This is a genomic window from Ruegeria arenilitoris (assembly GCF_013035425.1).
Taxonomy (GTDB): domain Bacteria; phylum Pseudomonadota; class Alphaproteobacteria; order Rhodobacterales; family Rhodobacteraceae; genus Ruegeria; species Ruegeria arenilitoris_A.
The window spans coordinates 345,462-370,424 of the sequence record NZ_WQHX01000001.1 but is presented as its reverse complement, the minus strand read 5'-3'; the positions used below and the strand labels follow the sequence as shown (position 1 = coordinate 370,424).

Annotated in this window: 23 protein-coding genes, 1 tRNA gene and 1 pseudogene; 11 read left to right on the top strand and 14 right to left on the bottom strand. The window is 51.9% G+C overall.

The features are described from left to right. Window positions 1–28 precede the first annotated feature (28 nt). From GOV45_RS01745 to GOV45_RS01725, 5 genes are all read right to left on the bottom strand, one after another. The gene (locus GOV45_RS01745; protein ID WP_170473389.1) at window positions 29–1,117 is read right to left on the bottom strand and encodes an ABC transporter ATP-binding protein; all 1,089 of its coding nucleotides are present in this window, start codon (window positions 1,115–1,117) and stop codon (window positions 29–31) included. A gap of 3 nt (window positions 1,118–1,120) precedes the next feature. Continuing rightward, entirely contained in the window at window positions 1,121–2,776 is a 1,656-nt protein-coding gene (locus GOV45_RS01740; protein WP_170473387.1) for an alpha-glucosidase, read from the bottom strand. Between the two features lie 9 nt (window positions 2,777–2,785). Further along, window positions 2,786–3,934, bottom strand: a complete 1,149-nt coding sequence (locus GOV45_RS01735) for a carbohydrate ABC transporter permease (RefSeq protein WP_170473384.1) — start codon at window positions 3,932–3,934, stop codon at window positions 2,786–2,788. Window positions 3,935–3,943: 9 nt separating this feature from the next. Continuing rightward, window positions 3,944–4,951, bottom strand: a complete 1,008-nt coding sequence (locus GOV45_RS01730; protein WP_170473382.1) for a carbohydrate ABC transporter permease — start codon at window positions 4,949–4,951, stop codon at window positions 3,944–3,946. Between the two features lie 64 nt (window positions 4,952–5,015). Next, the gene (locus tag GOV45_RS01725; protein WP_170473379.1) at window positions 5,016–6,284 is read right to left on the bottom strand and encodes an ABC transporter substrate-binding protein; all 1,269 of its coding nucleotides are present in this window, start codon (window positions 6,282–6,284) and stop codon (window positions 5,016–5,018) included. A gap of 219 nt (window positions 6,285–6,503) precedes the next feature. Here GOV45_RS01725 and GOV45_RS01720 point away from each other — a divergent pair, with 219 nt between their 5' ends. Both GOV45_RS01720 and GOV45_RS01715 read left to right on the top strand, forming a co-directional pair. Beyond that, window positions 6,504–7,535 (top strand): substrate-binding domain-containing protein, encoded by a 1,032-nt coding sequence (locus GOV45_RS01720; RefSeq protein WP_170473377.1) that lies wholly within the window; start codon window positions 6,504–6,506, stop codon window positions 7,533–7,535. A gap of 1 nt (window position 7,536) precedes the next feature. Then, the gene (locus tag GOV45_RS01715; protein WP_170473375.1) at window positions 7,537–8,847 is read left to right on the top strand and encodes a GH1 family beta-glucosidase; all 1,311 of its coding nucleotides are present in this window, start codon (window positions 7,537–7,539) and stop codon (window positions 8,845–8,847) included. 39 nt (window positions 8,848–8,886) lie between these two features. On the opposite strand, the gene GOV45_RS01710 is transcribed toward GOV45_RS01715, so the two are convergent. Continuing rightward, the gene (locus GOV45_RS01710; RefSeq protein ID WP_170473372.1) at window positions 8,887–9,762 is read right to left on the bottom strand and encodes a hypothetical protein; all 876 of its coding nucleotides are present in this window, start codon (window positions 9,760–9,762) and stop codon (window positions 8,887–8,889) included. Window positions 9,763–9,944: 182 nt separating this feature from the next. On the opposite strand from GOV45_RS01710, the gene GOV45_RS01705 reads away from it, so the two are divergent. After that, window positions 9,945–10,020: transfer RNA gene (locus GOV45_RS01705), tRNA-Thr, on the top strand. Window positions 10,021–10,359: 339 nt separating this feature from the next. Here GOV45_RS01705 and GOV45_RS01700 read toward each other — a convergent pair. From GOV45_RS01700 to GOV45_RS01685, 4 genes are all read right to left on the bottom strand, one after another. Then, window positions 10,360–10,503 carry a hypothetical protein gene (locus GOV45_RS01700; protein ID WP_170473369.1) on the bottom strand — a complete coding sequence of 48 codons (144 nt, stop codon included), beginning with the start codon at window positions 10,501–10,503 and terminating at the stop codon, window positions 10,360–10,362. A gap of 9 nt (window positions 10,504–10,512) precedes the next feature. Then, complete coding sequence (locus GOV45_RS01695; RefSeq protein ID WP_170473366.1) at window positions 10,513–11,367, bottom strand: alpha/beta hydrolase; 855 nt, start codon at window positions 11,365–11,367, stop codon at window positions 10,513–10,515. 448 nt (window positions 11,368–11,815) lie between these two features. Beyond that, a complete protein-coding gene (locus tag GOV45_RS01690) occupies window positions 11,816–12,814 on the bottom strand; it encodes an AraC family transcriptional regulator (protein ID WP_170473363.1) in 999 nt (332 codons plus the stop codon). Continuing rightward, window positions 12,811–13,017 (bottom strand): hypothetical protein, encoded by a 207-nt coding sequence (locus tag GOV45_RS01685; RefSeq protein WP_170473360.1) that lies wholly within the window; start codon window positions 13,015–13,017, stop codon window positions 12,811–12,813. The genes GOV45_RS01690 and GOV45_RS01685 overlap by 4 nt, the downstream gene beginning before the upstream one ends. A 29-nt stretch (window positions 13,018–13,046) precedes the next feature. Between GOV45_RS01685 and GOV45_RS01680 the strand changes: the two genes are divergently transcribed. Together GOV45_RS01680 and GOV45_RS01675 are read left to right on the top strand one after the other, a co-directional pair. Then, complete coding sequence (locus GOV45_RS01680) at window positions 13,047–14,111, top strand: hypothetical protein (RefSeq protein WP_170473357.1); 1,065 nt, start codon at window positions 13,047–13,049, stop codon at window positions 14,109–14,111. Window positions 14,112–14,119: 8 nt separating this feature from the next. Next, entirely contained in the window at window positions 14,120–15,481 is a 1,362-nt protein-coding gene (locus GOV45_RS01675; protein WP_170473354.1) for a carbohydrate porin, read from the top strand. 509 nt (window positions 15,482–15,990) lie between these two features. On the opposite strand, the gene GOV45_RS01670 is transcribed toward GOV45_RS01675, so the two are convergent. From GOV45_RS01670 to GOV45_RS01660, 3 genes are all read right to left on the bottom strand, one after another. Then, window positions 15,991–16,353 (bottom strand): helix-turn-helix transcriptional regulator, encoded by a 363-nt coding sequence (locus GOV45_RS01670; RefSeq protein ID WP_170472537.1) that lies wholly within the window; start codon window positions 16,351–16,353, stop codon window positions 15,991–15,993. A gap of 158 nt (window positions 16,354–16,511) precedes the next feature. Continuing rightward, the gene (locus GOV45_RS01665; protein WP_170473351.1) at window positions 16,512–17,138 is read right to left on the bottom strand and encodes a hypothetical protein; all 627 of its coding nucleotides are present in this window, start codon (window positions 17,136–17,138) and stop codon (window positions 16,512–16,514) included. Further along, the gene (locus GOV45_RS01660) at window positions 17,131–18,291 is read right to left on the bottom strand and encodes a tyrosine-type recombinase/integrase (RefSeq protein WP_170473348.1); all 1,161 of its coding nucleotides are present in this window, start codon (window positions 18,289–18,291) and stop codon (window positions 17,131–17,133) included. The genes GOV45_RS01665 and GOV45_RS01660 overlap by 8 nt, the downstream gene beginning before the upstream one ends. A gap of 903 nt (window positions 18,292–19,194) precedes the next feature. Between GOV45_RS01660 and mbfA the strand changes: the two genes are divergently transcribed. Both mbfA and GOV45_RS23700 read left to right on the top strand, forming a co-directional pair. Then, entirely contained in the window at window positions 19,195–20,172 is a 978-nt protein-coding gene (gene mbfA, locus GOV45_RS01655; RefSeq protein ID WP_170473345.1) for an iron exporter MbfA, read from the top strand. A 211-nt stretch (window positions 20,173–20,383) separates the two neighbouring features. Continuing rightward, window positions 20,384–20,491 (top strand): annotated as a pseudogene (locus GOV45_RS23700) (IS6 family transposase); the annotation flags it as partial. A gap of 177 nt (window positions 20,492–20,668) precedes the next feature. Here GOV45_RS23700 and GOV45_RS01650 read toward each other — a convergent pair. Next, a complete protein-coding gene (locus tag GOV45_RS01650; RefSeq protein ID WP_170473343.1) occupies window positions 20,669–21,307 on the bottom strand; it encodes a pyridoxamine 5'-phosphate oxidase family protein in 639 nt (212 codons plus the stop codon). Window positions 21,308–21,769: 462 nt separating this feature from the next. Between GOV45_RS01650 and GOV45_RS01645 the strand changes: the two genes are divergently transcribed. The 4 genes from GOV45_RS01645 (at window position 21,770) to GOV45_RS01630 (ending at window position 24,866) form a co-directional block, all read left to right on the top strand. Beyond that, a complete protein-coding gene (locus tag GOV45_RS01645; RefSeq protein ID WP_170473340.1) occupies window positions 21,770–22,108 on the top strand; it encodes a hypothetical protein in 339 nt (112 codons plus the stop codon). Beyond that, window positions 22,101–23,327, top strand: coding sequence for an HlyD family secretion protein (locus GOV45_RS01640; RefSeq protein WP_170473337.1), 1,227 nt, complete (start codon window positions 22,101–22,103; stop codon window positions 23,325–23,327). The genes GOV45_RS01645 and GOV45_RS01640 overlap by 8 nt, the downstream gene beginning before the upstream one ends. 21 nt (window positions 23,328–23,348) lie before the next feature. Further along, entirely contained in the window at window positions 23,349–24,014 is a 666-nt protein-coding gene (locus GOV45_RS01635; protein ID WP_170473334.1) for a GAP family protein, read from the top strand. 306 nt (window positions 24,015–24,320) lie between these two features. Beyond that, the gene (locus GOV45_RS01630; protein ID WP_170473332.1) at window positions 24,321–24,866 is read left to right on the top strand and encodes a hypothetical protein; all 546 of its coding nucleotides are present in this window, start codon (window positions 24,321–24,323) and stop codon (window positions 24,864–24,866) included. Window positions 24,867–24,963 lie beyond the last annotated feature (97 nt).

The following is a 24,963-nucleotide window of genomic DNA, read 5'->3' as shown; positions in this document are numbered from 1 at the left end:
TATCGCGTTTAACCGAGGACTTCGATCACTATCGACTGTTTCGAAGAGACAGGCCATCGTGAAACAAGTGCACTTTGGCCGGGTCAGCGTTAAGTTTGACGTTTTGCCCACGCAGGTTCTTTTCGATCCCGGGAAATTTTGCGACTATGTCCTCGGCACCTGGGCGACTGGCGAAGTACAACAGAGTAACCTCGCCTAAGGCTTCGATGAAATCGACGTTCCCTTCAAGAAACGTGGATTTGTCGTCAGGGAAAAAATCCTCGGGTCGTACGCCAACATTTACACGCAATCCCATTTGGTCAGATTTTGTAGCGATCGAAGATACAGCCACCCCGCCTGAGTCGAGAGTGATCGAGGTCATATCGCCCGTTTCAGAAATTACGCCTGGCAGCAAATTCATCGCAGGGGAACCAATGAATTGCGCTACGAATTCATTATCAGGGGTTTCATATAGTTCCAGAGGCGTACCGACCTGAGCAATCCCTTTGTTTGCCAGAACGACGATCCGGCTGGCCAACGTCATCGCCTCAACCTGATCATGGGTAACGTAGATCATAGTACTCTCAGGCATCGCCTCTTTAAGACGTGCGATTTCAATTCGGGTGGCAACACGCAAGGCAGCGTCCAGGTTCGAAAGCGGTTCGTCGAAAAGATAGACTTTTGGGTCGCGCACGATCGCCCGTCCGATAGCAACCCGTTGGCGCTGCCCGCCTGAAAGTGCCTTGGGTAACCGATCGAGAAAAGGTTCCAACTGTAAGATTTGGGCTGCGCGCTCGACTGCGGAATTTATCTCGGCGTTTGGCATTTTTGCGATTTTCAGTGCGAAAGCCATGTTCTCGCGTACCGTCATATGTGGGTATAAGGCATAGGACTGAAACACCATGGCGATGCCACGCTGTGCGGGCGGGACATCGTTCATAACTTGCCCTTCGATTTCAAGCATGCCGCCTGAGATCTTCTCCAACCCCGCAATCATACGTAGCAAAGTGGATTTCCCACATCCCGATGGACCGACGAAAACGATAAGCTCGCCTGTTTCAATGTCGAGGTTAATATGCTTCAGAACATCGACAGAACCGTAGGTTTTGGCCACATCTGTTAGCTTGAGTTCCGACATGGCTTACCTCGTTTCCCTGACCAGAAGACAGAATTGAGCGGCGTCCAATTTGACGGTTCCAATCCCATAAACACTTCCCAATTCCCCGCCGATCGAACGCCATTCACCTTGGGGGAGTGAGGCTTCGATAGCGCTTGAGCCTAGATTAAAGGCGCAAAATATCTGTTCAGCATCGTCTTCGCGGAAAAACGACAGAACCGAGCCATTCTGCGTCATTTCGGTCTGCGTGCCGGACCTCAACGCAGAGTGTGCGTGGCGCAGGGCGATCGCACGGCGATAGTGATGCAGCATTGAATTTGGGTCGCGTTCAGATTGGTCGACGGCGCGTTCTGCTTGCGCAGTGCTCACCGGCAACCATGGGCTACTGGTACTGAAACCCGACTGTTCGTCTTGTGCCATCCAAACCATTGGCGTGCGGCAGCCATCCCGACCTTTGAATTCGGGCCAGAATTCAATGCCATAAGGGTCCTGCAAGTTTTCAAACGGCACATCGGCTTCAGGCAGTCCAAGCTCCTCGCCCTGATACAAACAGGCCGAGCCGCGCAAACACATCATCAGGACCGCGTGTTGACGAAGGGCCGTCTCATCCAAATTCCAACGCGAAGCGTGGCGTTGGACATCGTGGTTGGAAAAGGCCCAACAAGGCCATGCGTCGCCAGCTTTTTCTTCCAGTTGATCAAACACGTGCTTTGTATAAGCAGCGGTTAGGGCGCGTTTTTCAAGAAATTCAAAGGCATAACACATGTGCATTCTTTTATCGCCGGTAGTGTAATCCCCCATAATCTCTAACCCGCGTTGCGCATCACCGATCTCGCCCAAACAGGCACGGTCCGGGTATTCGTCTGTCAGCGCGCGTAGCCGTTCTAGGAATGCGATGTTTTCTGGCTGGCTTTTTGAATGCAAATGATCCTGATGGTTATAGGGGTTGACCTGCGGCGCAATTGAGGAATTCCGCTGATCCATCGGCAATGCCGGGTTATCTCGCAACTGCTTGTCGTGGAAATAGAAATTGATTGTGTCCAATCGAAACCCATCGACACCCAGATCCAGCCAAAATCGCGCCACATCCAGCAATGCATCTTGCACATCGGAACAGTGAAAGTTCAGGTCAGGCTGTGAGCTAAGAAAATTGTGTAGGTAGTATTGTTGGCGACGCGAATCCCACTGCCAAGCAGAGCCGCCAAAGATCGACAGCCAATTGTTCGGCGCTGTGCCGTCCGATTTGGCATCGGCCCAAACGTACCAATCGGCTTTTGGATTTTCCTGACTTGCCCGACTTTCACTGAACCAGGGATGCTGATCAGAAGTGTGTGAGAGAACCAAATCGATCATTACCTTCAGGCCCTGTTCGTGCGCCTGACCAAGTAAGGTTTGAAAGTCCTCCATCGTGCCAAACATTGGATCAACGGCTCGATAATCACTGACATCATAGCCGAAGTCTTTCATCGGTGATTTGAAGAAAGGAGAGATCCAAATTGCATCCACGCCCAAGGATGCGATGTAGCCCAGGCGCTCAGTAATACCGTTCAGGTCTCCGATCCCATCGCCATTACTGTCCTGAAAACTGCGGGGGTAAATCTGGTAGATCACACCGCCGCGCCACCAATAGGACGAGACTTGCAAGGATCTGTTGAGTGTTGCGTTATTCTGCACGTTCATATCACGCCTTTATTTTACGGACCCGGCCAACAAACCGCGGACCAGATATTTCTGCATTGCAAAGAAGACAATCAGTGGAACGACGATCGATACGAATGCCGCCGTTGCAAGTATTTCCCAATTGCCGCCGCGCGTACCAAGCAACTCGACAATGCTGTTGGTCATAACGGTCGTCTGACCTGATGCGTCGATCAGAAATACTTTGGCGACCAGCAAGTCGTTCCAAGTCCACAAGAATTGCAGGATCGCAAAGGACGCCAACGCAGGAAAGCTAAGCGGGAGTATGAGTTTCGTAAAGATTTGGAACTCGGTTGCGCCATCCACCCGTGCGTTTTCGATCAGATCGCGCGGAAGGCCGGCCATGTAGTTTCGCAGCAGGTAAATCGCCAACGGCATCCCAAAGCCCGTGTGGGCCATCCATACACCGAGGTAGCCTTTGCCTATCCCGATCCCCAGATGAAATTTCAACAATGGGATAAGGGCCAGTTGAAGTGGAACAACCAACAGGCCAACAACTGCAGCGATCAGCAAGGCACGACCCGGGAACTCCATCCATGCCAGCGCGTAGGCCGCGAACGCGGCGACTAGAATTGGGATGATAGTGGCGGGAACCGTTACTGTCAGCGTGTTGAAGAATGCCCGTGTCATGCTGTCCGTGCTATCTTCTGCCAACAGTACTTTGTGATAGTTATCCAGCGTGAACTCTGGTGGAAGTTCCGCGGTAACGAATACACGTGCGCCCCGAGCGCCGGTGAATTCTTCTGCGTTTTCCATCCTGTAGTTGCCGCTGGCATCCACTGTGATGGTTCCACCTCTGCGCAATTCGGCTGTCTGTCCCGGCTCAAATGCGTCCACCGCACGTGAACTAACGCCCCATTTCGAAATTGTAGCTTTTTGACTAGCATCAAAAAGGTTGCCTTCGATCACATACATTCCGTCTTCGAGCACTTGGTTTTCTGCCGCAGCAGAACGCAAGGTCAGGTTCTGTTCAGACGGGAACAGAGATTTCCACCATCCGCTGGTCGCAATCTGATCGGCGGTACGGAAAGACGAGATAAACAACCCCAGAGTCGGCACCACCCACAGCACCACTAGAAAAATAACGGAGAGATGGACGACCCAACGCAGGGCGGGCTTGGTTCCTGCAATATCACTCATGTCAGGCTCCTACTTCATCTCATTGCGTGCATTACGCACATTCCAGACAAGGATCGGGGTAACCAGCAGCATTATGACCATCGCCGAGGCTGAGCCTACGCCCCAGTCATTGGCCCGAAACAGCTTGTCATACATGTAGTTGGCAAGAACCTGTGTCTCCCACTGGCCATTCGTCATCGCGAACACAATGTCGAAGACTTTGAGAACCAGGATGGTAATCGTGGTCCAGACGACAAGGATAGTCGTCTTGATTTGCGGTACCTTGATCTTGAAAAAAATCTGAAATGGGTTCGCGCCATCCAAAATTGCGGCTTCTACAGTTTCTTCCGGGATACCACGAAGCGCCGCCGACAGAATGACCATGGCAAAACCGGTTTGTATCCAGATCAAAACAACCATCAGGAAAAAGCTGTTCCAGAAGGGTATGGTCAACCATGTTTGAGGTTCGGTTCCGCCAAAGAACATGTATAGGGCGTTCAGTATCCCGATTTGATCCTGTTCAACCGGACGGGTGTCATAAACCAACTTCCAGATCACCGATGCACCTACGAAAGAGATCGCCATCGGCATGAAAATCATGGCCTTGGCGACGTTTCCCCAACGTATGCGGTCGGTTAGCTGAGCAACGAGCAAGCCGAAAAACGTCGACAAAGCCGGAACCACAATAAGCCACAGCATATTGTTTCGCATCGCTTCCCAAAACTTCGGTTCGGCCACCATCTGTTTGTAGTTTTCCAGGCCGACCCATTCATACCCGCCACCAGGTACACGATCAGTCAGCGACAACCGCATGGTTTCGATGACTGGGTAAGCCAGATAAAGACCCAGCGCCGCGACTGCGGGAAAAAGAAACAGCCATGGCCGAATTATGTTCGCCCGGTTTATGTTGCGGCCAGCATTTGGTCCGCGCGGTGGGAACAAAACTTTGTCCAGAAACTGGTTGGATAAGTAAAAATAACCCACACAACCTGACACGCCGATGGCAATGGTCAGCAGGCCCTGAAATGCCGGATGCATGACGCTCTCCGTTGCGAAAAGGGAAGGCGGCCAAAACCAGAAGGCCGCCCTTGTTCAATTGCGATTAGTCCAATGCATCCCATGAGGATTGGATCTCGTCGGCAACCTCTTGCGCGGGTTTGCCACCGGTGTAGTCGACCATGCCGGTCCAAAATGTCCCTGCGCCGACACCTCCGGGCATTAGGTCAGAGCCATCAAAGCGGAATGTCGTTGCGCCAAGAAGAATCTCGTTCATCTTTTTCAGAGTAGGATCCGAGAAGACAGAAGTATCGACGCCCTTATGAGGTGTCAGAAAACCCGTCAGAGCCATCCAAATTTCATGCGCTTCAGGCGTCTGAAGGTAAGCGATTAAATCATGTGCGGCTGGGCTGTCATTAGTGATGGCCCAAAGAGTTCCTGCACCAAGTACCGGGCTACCCAAATCCTTGCTTTCATAAGCCGGAAAGTAAAAGAAATCTGCGTCTTCGCCAACCACGGTACCATCCGGGAAGAAGGCCGGAATAAACGACGCTTGGCGGTGCATGTAACATTGCGGAGGTGAACTGAACATCCCCTTGGGGCTATCGCGAAAGTCTGTTGTCGCAACCGCTCCAGCCCCACCTGCGACAAAGTCGTCATTAAGGGCAAATGCGCCAAATTCCTCGATCGCGGCGATCACCTTGGGGTCGTTGAACTTCATTTCATTCGAAACCCAGGCATCGTAGTCTTCTGGTGATTGAGTGCGGAGCATCATGTCCTCGACCCAGTCAGTGGCCGGCCAGCCGGTCGCACCTCCGGAACCCAATCCGATGCACCATGGCGTTTCACCGTCAGCCACGATTTGTTCTGTCAGCGCCTTCAACTCCTCCATGGTGGTTGGCACTTCGTAGCCTGCGTCTTCAAAGTTTTCGGGCACGTACCAAACAAGCGATTTTACATCGACCTTGTAAAAGAACCCGTAAAGATTGTCCTGCCCGTCCGGACCCGAGTAAGTGCCCAAGTCTACCCAAGACTGACCAGCTGCGTAATTGTCTCGAATCCAATCCGCAGTGCCATCGTTAAGCGGTGTCAGAAACCCGGATTTGGCCATATCTGCTGCTAATCCCGGTTGTGGAAAGACGGAAACATTTGCTGCAGAACCTGCCTCGGCATCAATCCGAATTTGTTGTTCGAAGCTGTCTGAGCCGACATAAGCATATTCATGCCCGGTAGCAGCGGCAAAACCGTCCAGGACCTTTTGGACGTTCTCTTGATCAGGTCCCAGCCACGGGCCAAAGACGGTGACTTTCTCGGCCTGCGCGGTGCCCGCCATCAGGGCGAACATGGCCGCGCCTGCGTAAAGCGAGTGTTTCATGGATTTTCCTCCCAACAGTATCTTGCGCCTTTTTGAATTTAAATTTTCAAAGCGCTTTGAATGATACGGTTTATCCGTCAATGATGCATTTCTGTCAATATTTCGTTTGCTAAATCTCAAAATATTAATAAAAAATGCCATAAATCAAAAACGAGTTGACTGAAGTGGCAAACCCAATAAATACAAGTTTTGCGAAAATTTGAAGGCGCTTTGAGGCCCATGAACCTAAAGAAACTCTCTGAAATCCTTGGCTTGTCGCAGACAACTGTCAGTCGCGCACTCAACGGGTATCCCGAGGTGAACGAGGAAACGAGAATTCGGGTCCAGGCCGCTGCTGCAAAGCACGGTTACCGCCCCAACAGTCGGGCAAAGGGGTTGGCGACAGGGCGGTCATTGGTGATAGGGCACGTAATTCCAACTTCTTCTCAGCACGAAATGGTTAATCCAATTTTCGGTGATTTTGTTGCCGGTGCTGCCCGTGCGTATGCTCAGCATAACTATGACATGATGTTCACGCACGCGCCCGACACATCAATAGAGGAATCTTATCGCAGCCTTTTTAACCGCGGTGTCGTTGACGGAATTGTCTTGCAGGGTCCCAAGGTGAATGAGCCGCGAATCCCTGTCCTGTCGCGATTGGGCGTGCCGTTCATTGTGCATGGTCGCTCGACCGGTACGCAGGTGCCCTATGACTGGATTGACGTCAACAACCAAAGGTCATTCGAACGGGCGACGCAGTTTTTGATCGATCTGGGGCACCGTCGCATCGCACTGATAAATGGTTTAGAAGAGATGGACTTCGCGTGGCGCCGCAGGAATGGCTACTTAACTGCGCTCAAAAAAGCAGAATTAACCCCTGATCCCGCATTGCTGCGCAGCGCAGAAATGACCGAAATCTACGGGTATCAAACTGCATGCGACATACTGAAATTGGATGATCCACCAACGGCAATTTTGGCTTCTTCGATAATCTCTGCGATTGGCGTCCGTCGCGCGTTGGAAGAGAGCGGTTTGAAAATGGGGCGCGACATCTCTGTCATTGCCCATGATGATGAACTGTCATACATGCGTAACGGTCAAGATGTACCGATCTTTACCGCCACTCGTTCTTCGGTAAGACATGCGGGTGAGCTTGCCGCAGAGATGCTGATAGAACGGATCAACGCCCCCGACGATCCCCCGAAATCGTGTTTGTTAGAAGCGGAGCTTGTGGTCGGAAACTCAACTGGTCCCGTTCGGCAAAGGTCTTGAAATGAAACACAAACGAAGCGACTTTCCGCAGGATTTCCTATTTGGAGTCGCGACCTCCGCCTATCAGATTGAAGGCCACGCCCAGGGCGGCGCGGGAAAGACACATTGGGATAGTTTCGCCGCTACTCCCGGTAATGTCGTAAACGCCGAAAACGGAGATCTTGCCTGCGACCATCTCAACCGGTTTGAGCAAGACCTGGACTTGATCCAGGAAGCCGGATTCGACTGTTACCGTTTCTCGACGAGTTGGGCACGCGTGTTGCCAGAGGGCCGAGGGGCGGTAAATCAAGCGGGTTTGGATTTTTACGATCGGTTGACTGACGGACTGTTAGAACGCGGCATCCGCCCGTGCGCTACGCTCTATCACTGGGAGTTGCCATCGCCGCTTGCAGATCTCGGGGGATGGCGTAACCGGGATATAGCAGGTTGGTTTGCTGATTTTACCGAGGTCATCATGGGTCGGATCGGTGATCGGATGTTCAGTGTCGCACCTATCAATGAACCGTGGTGCGTGAGTTGGCTAAGTCATTTTGACGGCCATCATGCCCCGGGTCTTCGTGATATACGTGCCACGGCACGCGCTATGCATCATGTTTTACTGGCTCATGGGCGCTCGATCGAGGCAATGCGCGGGTTAGGGATGTCTAATTTGGGTGCCGTGTTCAATTTGGAATGGGCTGAACCTGCCGATGACAGCGCGCAGTCAGAAAACGCTGCGGCGCTTTATGACGGGATTTACAATCGTTTCTTTCTTGGAGGCGTTTTCAAGAAATCCTATCCGGAAAACGTGCTGGATGGATTGGCGCCACATTTGCCGGCGGACTGGGAGGATGACTTCGAAACCATTGGCGCTCCGGTTGATTGGTGTGGACTGAACTATTACACGCGTAAGCTGATCTCTCACACGGATGCCCCTTGGCCCAGTTTAAAAGAGGTGCAAGGACCTTTACCAAAAACGCAGATGGGGTGGGAAATCGATCCTGACGCACTGTCCCGCTTCTTGATCCGTACAGCCCGTGAATATACAGGGGAATTGCCGATCTTTGTAACCGAGAACGGAATGGCCAGTTCCGAACGCCAGCAAGACAATGATCGCATCGATTACCTGGACCTGCACCTTTCCGCGTTGCAAGAAGCGCTGAACCAAGGTGTGCCGATAAATGGCTATTTTGTCTGGTCACTACTCGATAACTATGAATGGGCCTTGGGGTATGAAAAACGCTTTGGCCTTGTCGATGTGGATTTCAAGACATTGAAGCGAACACCCAAAGCGTCATACCATGCCATAAAATCGGCCCTGGCCTCTATTTAGCCCTAGGAAATTTTTGTGAGCTTTGGGATGGGAGGCCGTCTATGGCCTTAAAAACTTGATATCTGGCATGGCTTCTAACATTGCCAGATCCTGTTCGTACAATTCGGTGAAAGCCGAGACTATTTCGTCGCTCCAACCCTCCAGGTCAAGTTCTTCTTCTATGGCATCGGGCATGGCGTATTCATCAAAAATTCGACTTAGTTCCGAGCGAAGCGAAGGTTCGCAAGGCGCGGATTTCTGCTGCATTAAGTTCTGAATTTCTTGTTTGCCAGTTCCTGACACCAGTGATGATAACAGCGAATACTCTTCGGACAGCACAGCGTTTTCGGGTAAGCCAGCCATCGCCCGAGCAATGTCTCCCCAGACGAGTGGCGTATCTTCGTTGCTCCATACCGTGAAATTCACGTTAGGTGCGAGATCTCGAATGTTGTCGATCATGGCTAGCCAACTCAAGCAACTCAGGTCGGTTTGGCGAAGGATACGTTGTCGCTGTGACTCTGGTTGGCTCATTAACGCCCGGGGGATAAAACTGCCCGGGTTTCGCAGCCCAATGAACAGTTCGACTTCAAACCCCTCAAAAATTTCCACCAGACACGCGATGCGTTGTCCTGCAAGGGGATAGAACTGCCCGTCCATAATCGCTGTTTCAATTTCTCCAATGAATCGTGGGGTCGACAAGATTAGCCGATCAAAATTTCCATAATTTGGTATTTGTTTAAGAAATTCTTCTCGTGCCCGCTGAATGGACTGTCGATTTTCGAACGAGTCGAGAGCGGTTCGAAAGTAGTTCTTGTAGGTACTAAAACCCCGATAAGCCACATTCCACTGGCCAAGCACTTGGGTGTTGGCCTTCAGGAGATCGAGCAGCCGACCATCGTCGGAATGAGCAACGCCTGCGTGAACGACGACTTTCATGGTTATTTGTTCGCCTTCATTTTCAAAGCGTCTCAACTGGGTTACATCCTATGGAAATGACAGTCAAATCCGCGGATCGCTTCAAATTGCACCTACAAACACAAGATAATTTGCTTAAGGTGGATGATAGATGAAATTTCATACTTGCAGTCACTGTTCTGAAGCATTAATCGACTGTCCAAGCCCCTATAGCTCAGCTGGTAGAGCAACTGATTTGTAATCAGTAGGTCCGCGGTTCGAGTCCGTGTGGGGGCACCACTAAATCATGATAGATCTTTAAAAATCATAGATTTAGGTATTCCTATCGGAAATCTATCCACCCATCTGTCCACCTATGATGTTTTGCACTTTGACTGACGGAGCCAGCGTTCGGTCCAATCAATTTGTTTTGGCGCGAGTCGGTCGCCAAAGCGGACGTTCGAACGAATGGGCACCAACGACGGGTGTGCGGACAAAGTTGCCGTAGGCTCAATTGTTGCTGATGACCGGTCTCAGCCCAAAGAAGACATTCAAACGTAGACTTTGCAAATTCCTAGATGCCGACGAAGTTGCGTCTCGTCTTTCATAGACAGCGCCTCTGAATGACATTGCCTGACGTCATTCCCCGGTGCCAATGACACGTTCGAGGAACTCGGTAATCCGTCCTTCCACGGACATGCTCACTGCATCGCCGCCCAAACTGGCTGCACCAGCAGGATAGAAATGGCCAAAGCCCGGCACCCAGGCAAACTCGTGATCCACACCGACTTCTTAGTAGTGAGCGACAAGGAGGGGAACTGAAGACAACGCGCCCGGCAGATCATACTGACCCATGAACATGAGGATAGGCGGTCTGTCTGATGAAGCTGTAACCGCCTTGTTCACGTCAAACCCGGCGTCAGTTCCGGACAGGAGAAATACACCAGAGACCGGGACTCCCATGCCATGTGCAACATTCCAAGACGTCACTGCGCCTGCGGAAAACCCGCCAAGCACAATACGGTTCGGGTCGATATTGTAAGTGGCAGCGGATCCCCGGATATGCAGCACCGCTTCGCGCAAGTCTTCGGCAGCTGAGATCACGCCATCAACCATTGTCTTCTCTTGTTCGGGGATGCTGAAATCAAGCGGCGGCAGGTCCATAGTGCCCCGAATATGGTTGGCTTGGGGCAATAGTGGCAACAGACTTTCAGGTGCGATCCAATCTGCATGATAACCTTCCCCTGATGGCACAGGCCCTTCGGGTGTCAGCCGATAATCGATTGCAAAGCACGTATAGCCCCGCGCGGCAAACCGACGGCAATAATTGCCCATCGAGGTATCCTGAGCACCACCCGATTGAAACGTAAGCCGCGGACTGCCGCGATGGAATGCGCCGCCGAAGGTGAGGACTACAGCGGGCCGCGGCGTGGTTGTGGCTTCAGTCGGATGATAGATGTCCATCCACAAGTCGCGCGAAACCTCCTTACCCTCTTTCGTCACGACCCCCCGTCCATAAACCACGCCTGCTTCCAGCGAATAGGTCACTGGAGCTGCCTCTTGCGCATCAAGAGGGGCAGCAATCAGTGCATGTGAGAGGAAAGCAGCTGCCAGAACGCCTACGTTGATTTTGCTAAACTTTTGCAAATCGGAACCTCGCGGAAGTGTTGAGACAAGATTTTATGCAGAAGGATCATGTGATTACATTATAAGTGACATAAAGCGTAACCGCTCAATTGGAGAAAACTCAACCCCTCTAGTGATGGGCGAATTTATCTTCTGCCGTAAGATGGCAAAGTTTGCCGTTTGCACTTCCGCTCTGGGCTCGTGTTACATTTCTCTGCGACTTGCATGATGGGCCGCTCGCAGCCCAAACCGGAAATTCGCTCTAGACTGTGCAGTTTGGTAGAGCGCAACCTACCTGCCGTTCAACGGCCTTGCGTCAATGAAAGCAAGGTAACTGGAAACCGTCACAGTTCTGAACGACTCATAAGCTTAGTACAGGCCATCAATATCCCGAGCCGACTATTCGTCTTTCGGACTGAACGTCCTCTTTCAGCTCGGTTTTGTCCTAGTTTGCAAAGAGTAAAGGCACCTAGTTTTCCCGCTGCTTTTTTAGGTCACTCGGTGCCTTACCTGTCCAGCCACGAAAGGCATGAGCGAAACTGGTTGCGTCGGAATACCCTAGCACCTCTGCGACTTCTGCTACGCTGGCCTTCTGCTGGGAAAGAAGCATTTCTGCATGTTCACATTTCAATTCAGCAATCAACTTGCCCAAGCTTGTGCCTTCTTTGCGAAGTTTACGTGACAGTTGCTGCTCTGAAAGACCACAGATACCTGCGGCAATTTCATTGTTCATAGGCTGCACGCCAATGTGTGGTTTGAGAGCTTCTCGAACACTGACAATTACTCGCTTCGGAGGTAGCGACGTACCAGATCGTTCACTTGGCCCTTTGAAAAAGTCATCGGAAGAAAATGGCTCCGTTAGCCAGATTGCTGGAAAAGCAACGCGATGCCCACGTCGATCTCCAGCCAAAACCGAACATCCAAGAAATTCGGACGGAAGTGCGTTGGGGTCGCTTATAGTGACCATCACGTCATCGGGATTCCATTTTTCGCCGATGGATCGCTTAATAATTTCTCCGAACATCGCCGCAAAGAACCCATCTATCTGAGCTGGTACGAACGGTGTGTCGTAGTATCTGCGACCAAACAGGAAGCCTGATTTTCCGCTCACATCCAAGTGATGCTCGGTGGAACTCGAATGATCAGTTGCCACCACAACCAGTTTGGTGAGGAAAGATCCCAACGTAACAGCGCAGTCTGCGGCCTCGACTAAAGGGGGCCATTTCGATCCCGCTATCATTTTACCAATCCTTGCCAAAAAGAATGGGTCGTCAGCTGCGGAAGCTGCCTCCTCAAAGAACTGGTACATGACGATTGCATGAACGAAAATTTCAGGATCATCGAAGGACTCTCGGGCCAATCCAATCCGTGTGAGTAATTCGTCAGAGCGATCATAAACGGCATCCAGCGCGGAAAGCGCTGGCTTACCCGTTGAGAGCCGGATCAGGGGTTGCGTTGGGCCGCTCATGCCTGATCCTCGAAATATGCGAGGTCCATGATCCACATAGCCATTATGACATCGGAATGTGATGTATTGTCGCCGCCCTGACGATTTCCGTCAATAATCGCATCGCCTTGATTGGAATCGTCAGACTGAAAACGATCAGAACTGTCAGAGTGAACCCCATAAAATGTCTCGTTGCGGCTAACGCCAGCAACCCATTCCGACACTGCGTTATTCGCCAAATGGAGGGCTCACTGTGACCGAGAATCCCAACAACGCCAGCGACAAAAAAGTTCGCTTCCAAGAAATCAATGAGACCCCCGACGCGGATATTCGACCAGACGATGGGGCACCAAGTTCGCTCATCCGGCGCGATATTCTTAAGGCAGGAAGCGCCGCTGCGCTAGCTGCTGGGTTTGTCGCCGCTACCCGTGACGCTCAAGCACAAGCGCTCTATACCCCAGACCCACCGGCAGAGGCACCCGACTGGTACACCACCCCATCCGAACAATTGTCGCCACCGGCAGAACGTACGAGTGACTACTATGTTCCAGAGTTCACCGCTGGCAAAGACGCCAATATTGACTGGTGGTTCGGCAGGAATGTAGGGGGTGTAACAATCGGCCTTATTCAGGCACGAGCGTATTTGCCGATGGCGCCGGGCAACATGGGCAATGCAACAACATTCGATTTTCCGATGCTGTACCGGGAAGCCGTTCCCCCAAATGTCTATGACATTCTTGCCCCCGTACCGACCGAGTCTTTTACTGCTGAAATGGTTAAGGCCGCGAAGTGGCTGGAGCTTCAAGGCGTTCGTGCGATCATGGCGAACTGTGGGTTCTACGGAACTTACCAACAAGCAATCGCCGAGCAAATCGATACGCCTCTTTTCTCCTCCAGCCTACTCCAACTGCCTGCCATGATTGCGAGTTTACCGCCACGTTCAAAAGTTGGCATCGTGACTGCAAATGGCGAGGCTCTTGCTGCTTCACCGGCGATTGAGAACTGTGGCGTCACCCCCCAGCAGAAAGCGGAGCGGCTCGTTATCCAAGGGCTGGAAAATGGTCCAGAAATGCAAAACGTTCTGCAACTCACCGGTAGTTACAACATGCTAGCACTTGAGAACGAGATCGTGGAAGGCGCAAAGGCCCTGGTTGCCAGTAACCCGGAAGTTAAGTGTATCCTTTTGGAATGCACTGAACTGCCGCCTGCTGCTTATAAGGTTCAGGACGCAGTGCGCATGCCTGTCTGGGATTACACGACACTAACTAAGTGGGTCTACGAGGGTACGCTGCGCAAGCCTTTCCTCGGAATCATCTGATCAAAAAAATGCCCCCGGCGGTCGATTTGGTCGTTGGGTACAAAAGCAGGTATCTGATCGTGACCGAACTATTACGTACCCAAGAGCCAAATTCGGAAAGTGCAAGTGTGGCATCCTCGCGCATTTTCACACTTCTAACTCTGTTCACACTTACTCTGTTAGCTTCACCTTTTGAATTGAGAGCGCAGGATGCTGGAAACACCACCGATTCAGCACCGGTAATTCCAACTGCTCCGACCTCGGTAGAGGGAACGCTGGAGGAACTTGAAGCAGCCAGAGAGGCCGAATTCGATTTCCCTGCAATCGATAATGCGCTGAAACCGTGGTTGGATTGGAAAGCCCGTCTGGCCGAACGTTACGGCTTCAATCTAGGTTTCGATTACAGCTTCAACACGCAGTGGTCCGACAATTCTGTAGGTGACACTCACGCAACTGGTGGGATTTTCCGGGCTTTCTTTTCGTGGGACCTGTTAAACCGACACGATCCCTCCAGAAAAGGCACTTTGGACTTCAGAGCTGAAAACCGCCATCGGATTAGTACGGCCTTGCCGCCGGAGGCGCTGGCAGCCAACTTTGGTTGGGTCGGAACAAGCGCACCAGATTGGTCTAATCAACAATGGGGTATCACGGTTTTGAAATGGCGACAGCGATTAGACGCTGGCGATGCACCAATTGAGGTCAATGTCGGCTACATGAGCGCCTTCTCACAGTTCGACATTACGCCATACTCCGACAATCTTACGTCATTCCAGAACAACAGTATTATTTTGAACCCTACTATTGGCTATCCGTCAGCCGGTTCGTTTGGAATCTCTGGGTACATCGGTATTCCACGCACCAATTTCTATGTTCTCGGCATGGTCATGGATGCCAATGGACAATACGATAGCTTGAGCTTTGATACTCTTGATGACGGCGATTACTTCAAAGCACTTGAGTTTGGTTGGACCGATCAAAGCGTGTCCGATGCTTCGTTTTTGTTCAACAACGTTCACGTGGCTCTTTGGCACACCGACGATGACAACTACGGTGTGGGCCTAACAGGCAGCTATACGTTCGAAAATTCGCGCATTGGAACTTTTGCCCGACTTGCATGGGCAAACGAAGATGCCAGCACACCGTACCAAAGATACGCAGCCGCCGGTATTACGAAGGGCGTTTTCCGAGCGAGTGAAGTGGGGCTTGGTGCCAGTTGGGGCCGCCCACCGAATTCAGATGAAGACCAAGTCGCCGTCGAAGCTTTCTATCGCTGGCAGGGCGCTCAGAACTTCGCAATTACGCCAAGCATACAATACCTGGATAATCCGGCGTTCAACTCAAGCGACGGTGCAGTGACAGTTCTTGGGTTGCGAGCGCGACTGACATTTTGAATTGGCGAAGGCGCTGCATTCGGTAGTATGGCCTCGGAAATTCCGAATGCACTCGCTGCATCCAGCTCTCAAGGCTACTGTAGCTCGGGACGAGTTTTGCCAATGCCGTTCAGTGAATGATAGTCTGCTCTCGGGAAACGACTTGAACTTTGCAAAGTCCGCTTCCTGCGCATTGCTGTCATTGGGGCATCGAGCAGCATCGGTTGGTTTGGGCTCGAAGAAGTCATTCGCTGCGTTTTGTGTGAACGTCCGGGTAGCCTTTTCTACATGATATTTCCAATAGGGCTTGCCCTAGTGAGACAGGAGCGATCTGTAAAAAGGATGTCTCATTAGGGTGGGTATTGATTTTCGAGACAGTGTGTCCCATATTGCTTAAGAGCCATATGAGACAGGAATGCCAAAATGCTTATCGGCTATGCCCGAACTTCGACACTGGACCAAAAAGCCGGTCTGGAGCCACGGAGATAGCCAAAAGACTTGGGATCGGGCGCGCCTCAGTCTATCGCATTCTATCCACGAAAACCGGTGCCGAGCCCGTCTAGCGAGCGACTTGACGTAGCAACGCTTTCACTTGGGTGCGACAGGAGGCGTGGGGCTTTTTGAGGAGTGTCGTTTAACAAACCGGTGCGCGTTTTCGACAGTTTCAGGAAATCGAATGTTTCTTCCGCGGATGCCTTGAAGGACGATGTGTGCAATATCACTATTAGAATATTGTCCGGGTCATCTGGACTTGGATGTGTATCGAACACCCCGCCCGGTAGCGCGGCGATGCTGCCGTTTTCCAGATCACGATAGATGCTGGAACGGGACCGTCCCCCCAGCTTCTCGCTGAGTTGGTCCAGCGTGATGTAGCGGTTTGGTGCAAGATGCATTTGGTGGCTCCTGGGTCGATTTGGACCAAAGAAGCACACGAAAGGACAAAAGCATAAGCATCAAAACCCTATATTAACACGCACAAAAACGGTGAACTTGAGTGCACCGGACAGGATAGTGAAACAAAAAGGCCAATTATGAGTGATTGTTTCGGATGTCACGCCTTTGGTGAACGCTTGGCGAGCAGAGATGCGATTTGCGGCTCTAGTTGATCTGTCTTCGGCCCGAATATGCCTTTCGGTCCCCGCAGGCCGAGTTTTGCTTCCGCCTCTTCGCGCCCCCACATCATTGGAAATGGAAAAAGATATGCGGCTCTTCTTACGGTCGATGCATTGGCGAGGTATTCAGTGCTGTGCAGACTTGTGCTGGCCAATCGCGCCGCGTCACTAGCTTTCCGATATGACTGCCAAAGTGTTGGTTCTTTGCGCCATTGTTCGAATGTCTGAATTGGCAGATCATAGTAGCGGTGAGGGTCGTTCTGCCACGCACGGACATAGTGATATGCAGATGCTCGCACAGTTCGAACAAGGCACTTACGCAAACTCCCAAATGCAGAATTGCCTTTACCCTTGCTCCCACGCCTCTGCGTAAGAACTCCGACCATCGTATCCTCCAGCGGTTTAAGCACCCAATCCGGAGCATTGATACCGGTCTCTTGGACGAATTGTTCAGCTTGGATCAGTGCAATTATGTCCCCGGCGTCCAACGCTTTTCTGAGCGCCTCTATATGGGCGGCGGTATCGTCTGGAGGAGACATGGAAGGTATCGAATTCGTTTTAACCATCGTCGTGCTCGGCGTCGGGGTTGCTGGCAGCTACGAACCGGCTCCAGCGCTCCATTATCTCACGCCGCTGTTCGAGATAATCCGTCCGTCGATAGGCGCGTTCGACTTGGCTGCCAGTGGAATGGGCCAGACACGCTTCTGCTATCTCGTGCGGTGTGTCGGTCCGATCTGCGAGCCAATCGCGGAGGCTGGAACGGAAACCGTGCGGGCGATAATCCAGCCCTGTCTTTTTCATGTGCTGGCTCATGGTCATGTCGGAAATGACGCCCTTGCGGAGACCTGGGAAGAGAAAGCCATCGCGGTTGAAGGGTCTGCTAAGGTCTACGACATGCAAGGCTTCACTCGACAGCGGTACGCGGAAGTCAGATGTTTGGCCTAGTCGGCCTTTCATCTGATCTGCCGGAATGGTCCAGACATCGCCTTCAATCTGATCGTAATGCATGAAGCGCAGGGGACCTGAACGAACCGCAGTCAAGATCAGTATCCGAAGGGCCAGATTGCTTGTCGTCGGCACCTCCAGCGTTCGGTAGAATTCTGGAACCTCGATCCACGGCATGGCGGCAATGTGCTGAGGCTTGTGCCTGGACTTACCGAGCAACGCTTTCGCTTTCTCGGTCGCCTGCAAATCAACGTCAAGCCCGAGGGCCGCAGCGTGCTTGAGGACGATGCTGAGGCGATTGAGGGCTTTTCGGGCCGTTTCCCCTTTAGAATGCCAGATGGGCTTCAGAGCATCGCGTATGTCGATCTGATCAATATCTGAGACGGGAACTTTGCCCAGCTTCGGCAAGACGTGAAGTTCGAGCGGTGAAAACCACCGACCGGCCTTGCCGTCGCCTTTCAGTTCCGCTTTGCGGCTTTCAAATGCATCCGTGGCCACGTCCGCCAGACAGTTAAGATTGCGCTCGGCTTCTCGGCGTTCTTTCTCACGCTCCTTGATTGGGTCTTTGCCCTGCCGCGCATAACTACGCCATTGCTCAGCAGACTGGCGCGCTTCTTTCAGAGAAACCTCCGATGCCGAGCCAAGACCCATCTCTCTGCGGCGACCGTGCACGGTAACACGTAGGAACCACTGTGCCCCGCCATCATCTCGGCGATGCAGCCATAAACCGGCCCCGTCATTATATTTCCCGGGCGGCAATGTTTTGATTTGCATTGCCGTCAGCTTGTGCTGGCCTCGTCCCAAGCGTCCACCCCTCTATCCACCTTTTCTTATGCGATAGAGTGGCACATGGTGCTACATCATGGAACAGGTAAGACATTATTAAGGCGCGCTATTTCGGCCTAGGTGATGCGTCATGGGGTATAGTGATGCAGGGTTCAAATGCCGTGTGGGGGCACCACTAAAACACCAGCTGAACACTAGTGAAACAAGAATTGTCCTCAATTACTTGAGGTGCTTACGCGTTTCTCGGTTGGGTTTGATATGAGCTAGGCGTAACATGAGCATATTATCGCAGCGGCCATTACAAGGATAGCACCCCGCCACATATCAAGTTCACAGGTACGGTTCTCAAGACGTTGTTGGCGACAAGACGACGTAGTTCACGGAGCTGAATTTCAAAGGATTGCGACTTTGCGTCACCAAGGGCGGGGTCAAGACATAGTGCGTGACGAAATGTGCCACCGATCTGTCAGCTGCTTCCAAGTTGATGACAGCATTTTGACCTCGGCTGTTCGCTGCGGCACGAAGGAACTCGGTCCGGGTCTCTACGAACAATGTGAGGCCAGAGAACGAGGTAGCACGTGGATAGCACTTTCAAAAAAGCGCGGCGGCTGCAGGTATTAAGTCATTGATATTATTAAATCCCGCCTAGGGAGGTGTGACAAAATCAATAAATGCGTGGCTTAAAGTACTGCGGTTGGCGAATGCCAATAGAATCGAAATGCGCCAAGGGCAGCTTCAGAGTGACAAGCAGACTTCCAGCAAAGTAGCTCCGGCGATCGTTCTAAGCCCGAAGCTGGCGGTTCCTCGAACTCCGGCAGAAAAGTGTTTACAGTTTGATTGCGGGGCTGGATTTTCTATTTTCGAAGCAAGTTTGAGGATAGGAGTGACGTTATGCGGTCGTTCTTTGGTGGCAGGAAAAGGTTCACCGATCTTTCTGAAAGCGAGATATTGGGATTGGCAATTTCTTCGGAAGAAGACGATGCCCAAATCTACCGAGGCTTCGCCGAGCGGCTGAGGTCCGATTATCCTGCTACGGCCAAGGTTTTTGATGGGATGTCCGTCGAAGAAGACGATCACCGACGCCGCCTGATTGATCTGCATAAGTCCAGGTTCGGTGAAACGGTGCCATTAATCAGACGCGAGCATGTATCAGGTTTTTACGCAAGGCGGCCGGTATGGTTGTCCGAGCACCTACCGCTGGAACGGATTAGACAGATTGCCGAAGACATGGAGATCCAGGCGCAAAATTTCTACCTTGCAGCGGCGAAACGAGCGAAGGACGCGGACACGCGGAAACTGCTAGGTGACCTCGCGGCGGCAGAAGCAGCGCATGAGACCAGCGCAGCCGCGCTCGCCGAAGCTCATCTTACCCCTCAGGCCCTTGATGAGGAAAATTTTAGAGCGAAACGACAATTCATTCTGACTTGGGTGCAACCGGGGCTTGCTGGCCTGATGGACGGATCAGTTTCGACGCTGGCGCCGATCTTCGCCACAGCATTTGCCACAAAGGACCCCTGGACCACCTTTCTCGTTGGAGTTGCTGCCAGTATCGGCGCTGGGATCTCTATGGGCTTTACAGAAGCCGCTTCGGATGATGGTCAGCTATCGGGTCGTGGGAGCCCGATCAAACGAGGGGTTGCGTCCGGCGTTATGACCGCAGTTGGTGGACTTGGGCATGCCTTGCCGTATCTTATCCCAGACTTCTGGACAGCGACTACGATCGCAATCATTGTGGTTTTTCTTGAGCTCTGGGCAATCGCTTGGATACAAAACCGGTTTATGGATACTCCATTCTGGCGCGCGACGTTACAAGTGGTTGTGGGAGGCGGACTGGTTCTTGGTGCGGGTATTCTGATAGGATCTGGCTGAAACTATCTCGATCAACCAGCACCATCGCGTATTTACCCGCTTCAAGCGCAGTGCCGTAATTCCATCAGCGTCTATGAAAGTTCCAATTCTCTGCGGCCACGATACAGTCTTGTCGGAAGAACTTGTGTTGAGGCGGGCAGGGGGCTTTTGAAGCTTAAACCGACGAACGAAACGATCACCCTTCAATTGCTTCGAAACCAGTTCCGGGAACATTCGCCTGGCTGCGATGCTGCACGTCGGGTTCTCACTATTGCTTCGAATTTTAGAGGACCTGGTGAAAGAACGTGGCATCGAAGTTTGCCATGAAACCGTCCGGTATTGATGAAACTGGTTCGGCCCGATGTTTGAGTCGGGAACCCGCAATTGCATGCCATCTACTCTTCTCGCCAGTCGTATTTGCTCTGATTGCGAGAAGAACGCCCTTTTCGCATGTTAGTCAGCCAAAAAACTTTTTTAATGACGCATCTTGTTGGCACGACCATTAATGGAAATGCTATCAATCGTCGTAAAGACGATATTTTTCATTGTCATCGAACCACTTCGTAACTTGTTCCAATGAATAATCGCGCCCCGTATGATCGACATTGGCTTCCGCATATGTTGGCAATCCGTCAATTGGCACCGCCTTTTCGGGAACCCACAACGCCGCCCGAATTATTGCCTTACCGCAGTGATAAAAGGCTTCTTCCACGCTTACGAGAACCGCCAGTTCCGGTACTCGGCCATTGATTGCCATACTTTCTAATAAAGGCTGATCCCGTACCACTTGTGCAGTGCCATTCACACGAACTGTTTCATTGCGGTTTGGAACGAAAAAGATGAGTCCAACGCGACCGGTTTGCATAATATTGATGAACCCATCAAAGCGGCGGTTGCCGGGGCGATCCGGGATCGCGAGAGTTTTTTCGTCGATAACCTTAACAAAGCCAGCCGGGTCGCCTTTAGGCGAACAATCGAGCCGACCTGTCGAGTCCGATGTTGCTAAAACAAGAAACGGTGATCGTTCGATCCAGACTCGGCAGTGCTTGTCTATATGGTCAATTATTTTGACGTCCTGCGTTCCACTAGGCGGGTTGGGCACGATTGTTCGCAGTTCTTCTTCGGTCGTTACTACGTCTTGAGGTTCGTAGGGCATGTTTGCTCTCCGCTTTATCATTTGATTGTGCCCTTCGGCCGCGCAAATCTCAAACAAACAAAGCCCAGACAGTTCTGAAGCGTGGACTTGTCCGACCTGGACGTGGCTGCCAAACTTGCCTCCGGGACCATGAGTCAGCGAAAGTAAGGGTCAAAAGTCGGTGTTTACGCTAGGCGACCGTTCGCGCGGACCAAGCATGAAGTGGTGCAACCGACGGCGGCTATGTTCGCAAAACAGATGCTATCGATGTTTGGATGAATGTCCGGCTTAGACTCACAGCGGCCTCATTAATCTACTTTCTCTTTGTTGGAAGGCAGCGAAAGCTCAATTTTTAGATACGCCGGATCGGTTGTTGGTCGACTTAGATTGCTACGAACTTTGTTCGCAGTCTCGTGCGAGATTGATCTTTTTGATTTCAATCGGTTATCCTTGTAGCAGATCATTAAGAAACATGAGGTTCAAATGAACAGCTCTATTTCTGATGAGGCGATTGCAGCGCTGCCATTTTGGGTAACACCTCCGGGCGAGACCGACGGGTTTCTGATCGTTGTCGGCGTGTTGCTCGTTTTAATACTGCTGGGTTTCGGCGCGCTCTATTTTACCGTTCAGGCAATTCCCGACCGTATGGCAGCAGGTGCCCACAAGGTTCAAATGCAGCTTGTAGGTGTGCTAGGCTTAATCTCCCTGTTCACTCTGAACAATGCTTTTTGGATCGCAGCAATTTTAATTGCGGCGGTGCCTTTGCATGAGATTTTCCCACTCAAGACCGAAATCGACCTCTCGGAGAATGACGATGCTTGAGTTGGTGTTCTCTGCGCTAATCACAATTGTCCCTGATTACCTTTACAGGCGTTACAAACAGGGCAAGAGGTGGGGTCACGAAATAACTCTTTTCAACGTGTGGTATGAATTACGATGGGGTTTGACCGCTTGTGCTATTTTGGCCGTCACGTTGATAACTGTGATCTTTTATTTCCACCCGTCTACTCGAAACGTTTCAGCCGCGTTTCGTACTGTAACTATTCTCTCCGACCGTGGAGGCCGCGTCTCGGAAGTTTACGTGGCCAATAACGCGGCAGTCAAAGCCGGTGATCCCATTTTCAGATTGGATACCACACGGCAAGAGGCGGCAGCAGTAACCGCTCAACGTCGTATCGAAGAGGTTGAGGCAGCCTTGGGTTTAGCCGCAACGGAAGTAGCGGGCGCTGCGGCACTTGTCGAGGCGACCGAGGCAGATCTAGCTCAGGCCGAAAATGACTTGGAGCGACGTCTTGAACTCGCAGAGCGCAACGACACCGTCGTAAGCGAGCAGGAATTGGAACGACTGCAAACAGCCGTTTCAGGCGCGCAAAGCCAGCGTGCGGCCGCATTTGCGGCGCTCGACGGTGCCAAACTGCGCCAGACAACACTCCTTCCAGCGCAGCTTGAAAGCGCGCGTGCTGCTCTTAGTGAGGCAGAGAACGAAATATCAAAGTCAACTGTTTTCGCAGAGGTAGATGGGACTGTCACTCAATTTCTCTTGAAGTCAGGCGACATTGTTAACCCAATTTTACGTCCTGCTGGCATTTTGGTGCCCGAGGTCACGGGACAAGGGCGTTTTATTGCGGCCTTTGGTCAAATTTCAGCAAGCGTACTCAGACCCGGAATGTTGGTTGAAATTACTTGTGCTTCCAAGCCCCTGACCATAATCCCTATGGTGGTGGACGAAGTGCAAAGCGCGATTGCTGCTGGGCAATTTCGACCTGGGGACGCGCTGCTGGATCAACAGGATCGAGCTCGTCCCGGGACAGTAACGGCCTTCCTGGCGCCAATTTTCCCAAAACATTTAGAAGATATCCCACCAGGCAGTGCTTGTGTCGGCTTTGCCTATACTAGCCGCGCGAAAGAAATCGAGGCCGGCGAAATCACTGGGCTATCAGCTTTCGTCGCACGGATCGTCGACGGAATGGGAATTGCAAATGCAATTGTCTTGCGCGCCCAGGCCATATTACTGCCGGTAAAAGCATTGGTCTTCAATTAGGCCGCGCCTCGCGGAGAAAACATGTTCGCTGCGTTTATCGAAGCATCACCAATCGCTGTTGGCATTGTTCTTGCGACGCTGCCGCTGATAAGCGTGTCGCTGTTCCTGATACGCAGGCCAGAACGCAGCGCACACAATGCGTTTCTTGGAGGTTGGGCAGTAGGAGCGGTGTTCGTTGGGTCATTAGCCATAGCGATATCGGATATCAGCACCCCAAACCGGCAACCTCCCGCGCCGTGGGTGGTTTGGTGTCGTCTTTTACTTGGTCTATGCCTCGTCGCACTGGCCGCACGAAAGTTCGTTAGCCTCAGTTCATCAAAAGAAAATGGGCCACCGGAATGGATGGCCGCATTGGAAAGCTTGCAACCAGTAAAGGCGTTTGCGCTTGGAGCAGGTCTTGCGACCCTCAACCCTAAGAATGCAGCACTTTTTGTTTCGGGTGCATTGACGATTGCTGCCGCAACTTATGCCCCAGTGTCACAGCTGGTTGCGCTGGCATTTTTCGTCGCCGTTTCGAGCCTTGGTTTGGCAATGCCTTTGGTTTTTTCTTTGACGCTTGGGGAGCGTGCGGAGCGAATTTTTCTTGGGTTGAGCGAGTTGATGGAAAAATACAGTAAATTGATAGTTGCAATTGTGCTGGCGGTCTTGGGGGTAATGGTATTTGCAAACGCTGTCACTGATCTCTAATCGGGTCTTGTTATTGCAAAACCTCGCCCATTTAACCCAGCAGTCGGACCCTTCATCGCAACGGCATTGACCAGCGCCCAATGTCGTCATTGCCTGCGATAGGGAAACTCTAGCGTTGTCCACCCAGTCGCTCCAGATTACGTTTTCGCTATCTGACGGAAATCTCAAGCTCAAGGACTTCGTTCTTTGGTGATGCCGGCTGACAAACATCTTTCAAACTGCGAAGTGGTGTGGCAACGTTTAGCTATCCTGCGAAGCTGCGAGCGACTGTACAAACTTCCACCATGAATCTCATTAGGAGAAGACATGCTAATTAAACTTCTTGCGTCTGCATTTTTCTTGATTTTACCAGCCCTCAGTTTTGCTCAAACAGCTGAGCGCAGCGTGACCATCGAAGCTGATGCGACAGTTAAGTCGGTCGATCCAGACACTCGGCTCATCGTGCTGCAAAACGCAGAGACAGGCGAAGAAGAGACCATTCTTGCAGGTCCGGAAGTCGTAAACTTCGACCAAATTGAAGAAGGCGATACCGTCAAAGCGGTGTACACACTGGGTATAGCTGCAAGCATGGCATTCCCTGGCGAGGTTGACAGTATGGTTGAATTGGAAGGCCGGGCTTCAGAGGGATCAACACCGGGCGTGGCTGCCGGAACGATGGTCACCTTAATTCTGACTTTTGTTTCCTTCGATGAGGCGAGCTCTGTTGCCACTGTGACGGACAGCAGCGGCACAGAACAAATGATCGAGGTTGAAACGGAAGTTGGTCGAGAGTTTGTCGAACAACTTAGCGCGGGAGACAGAGTAGCCCTGAGCTTCACGGAAGGTCTTGCTGTAGGAATTGTCGAAGAATAGGCGCCGGATATTGGTGCTATGCATCGCCTATTGGATCCGCAAGAGGATCAATTCTCGTGTTGATTATTGCAATGGCGCGGAACTCTCGCTCAAGGTC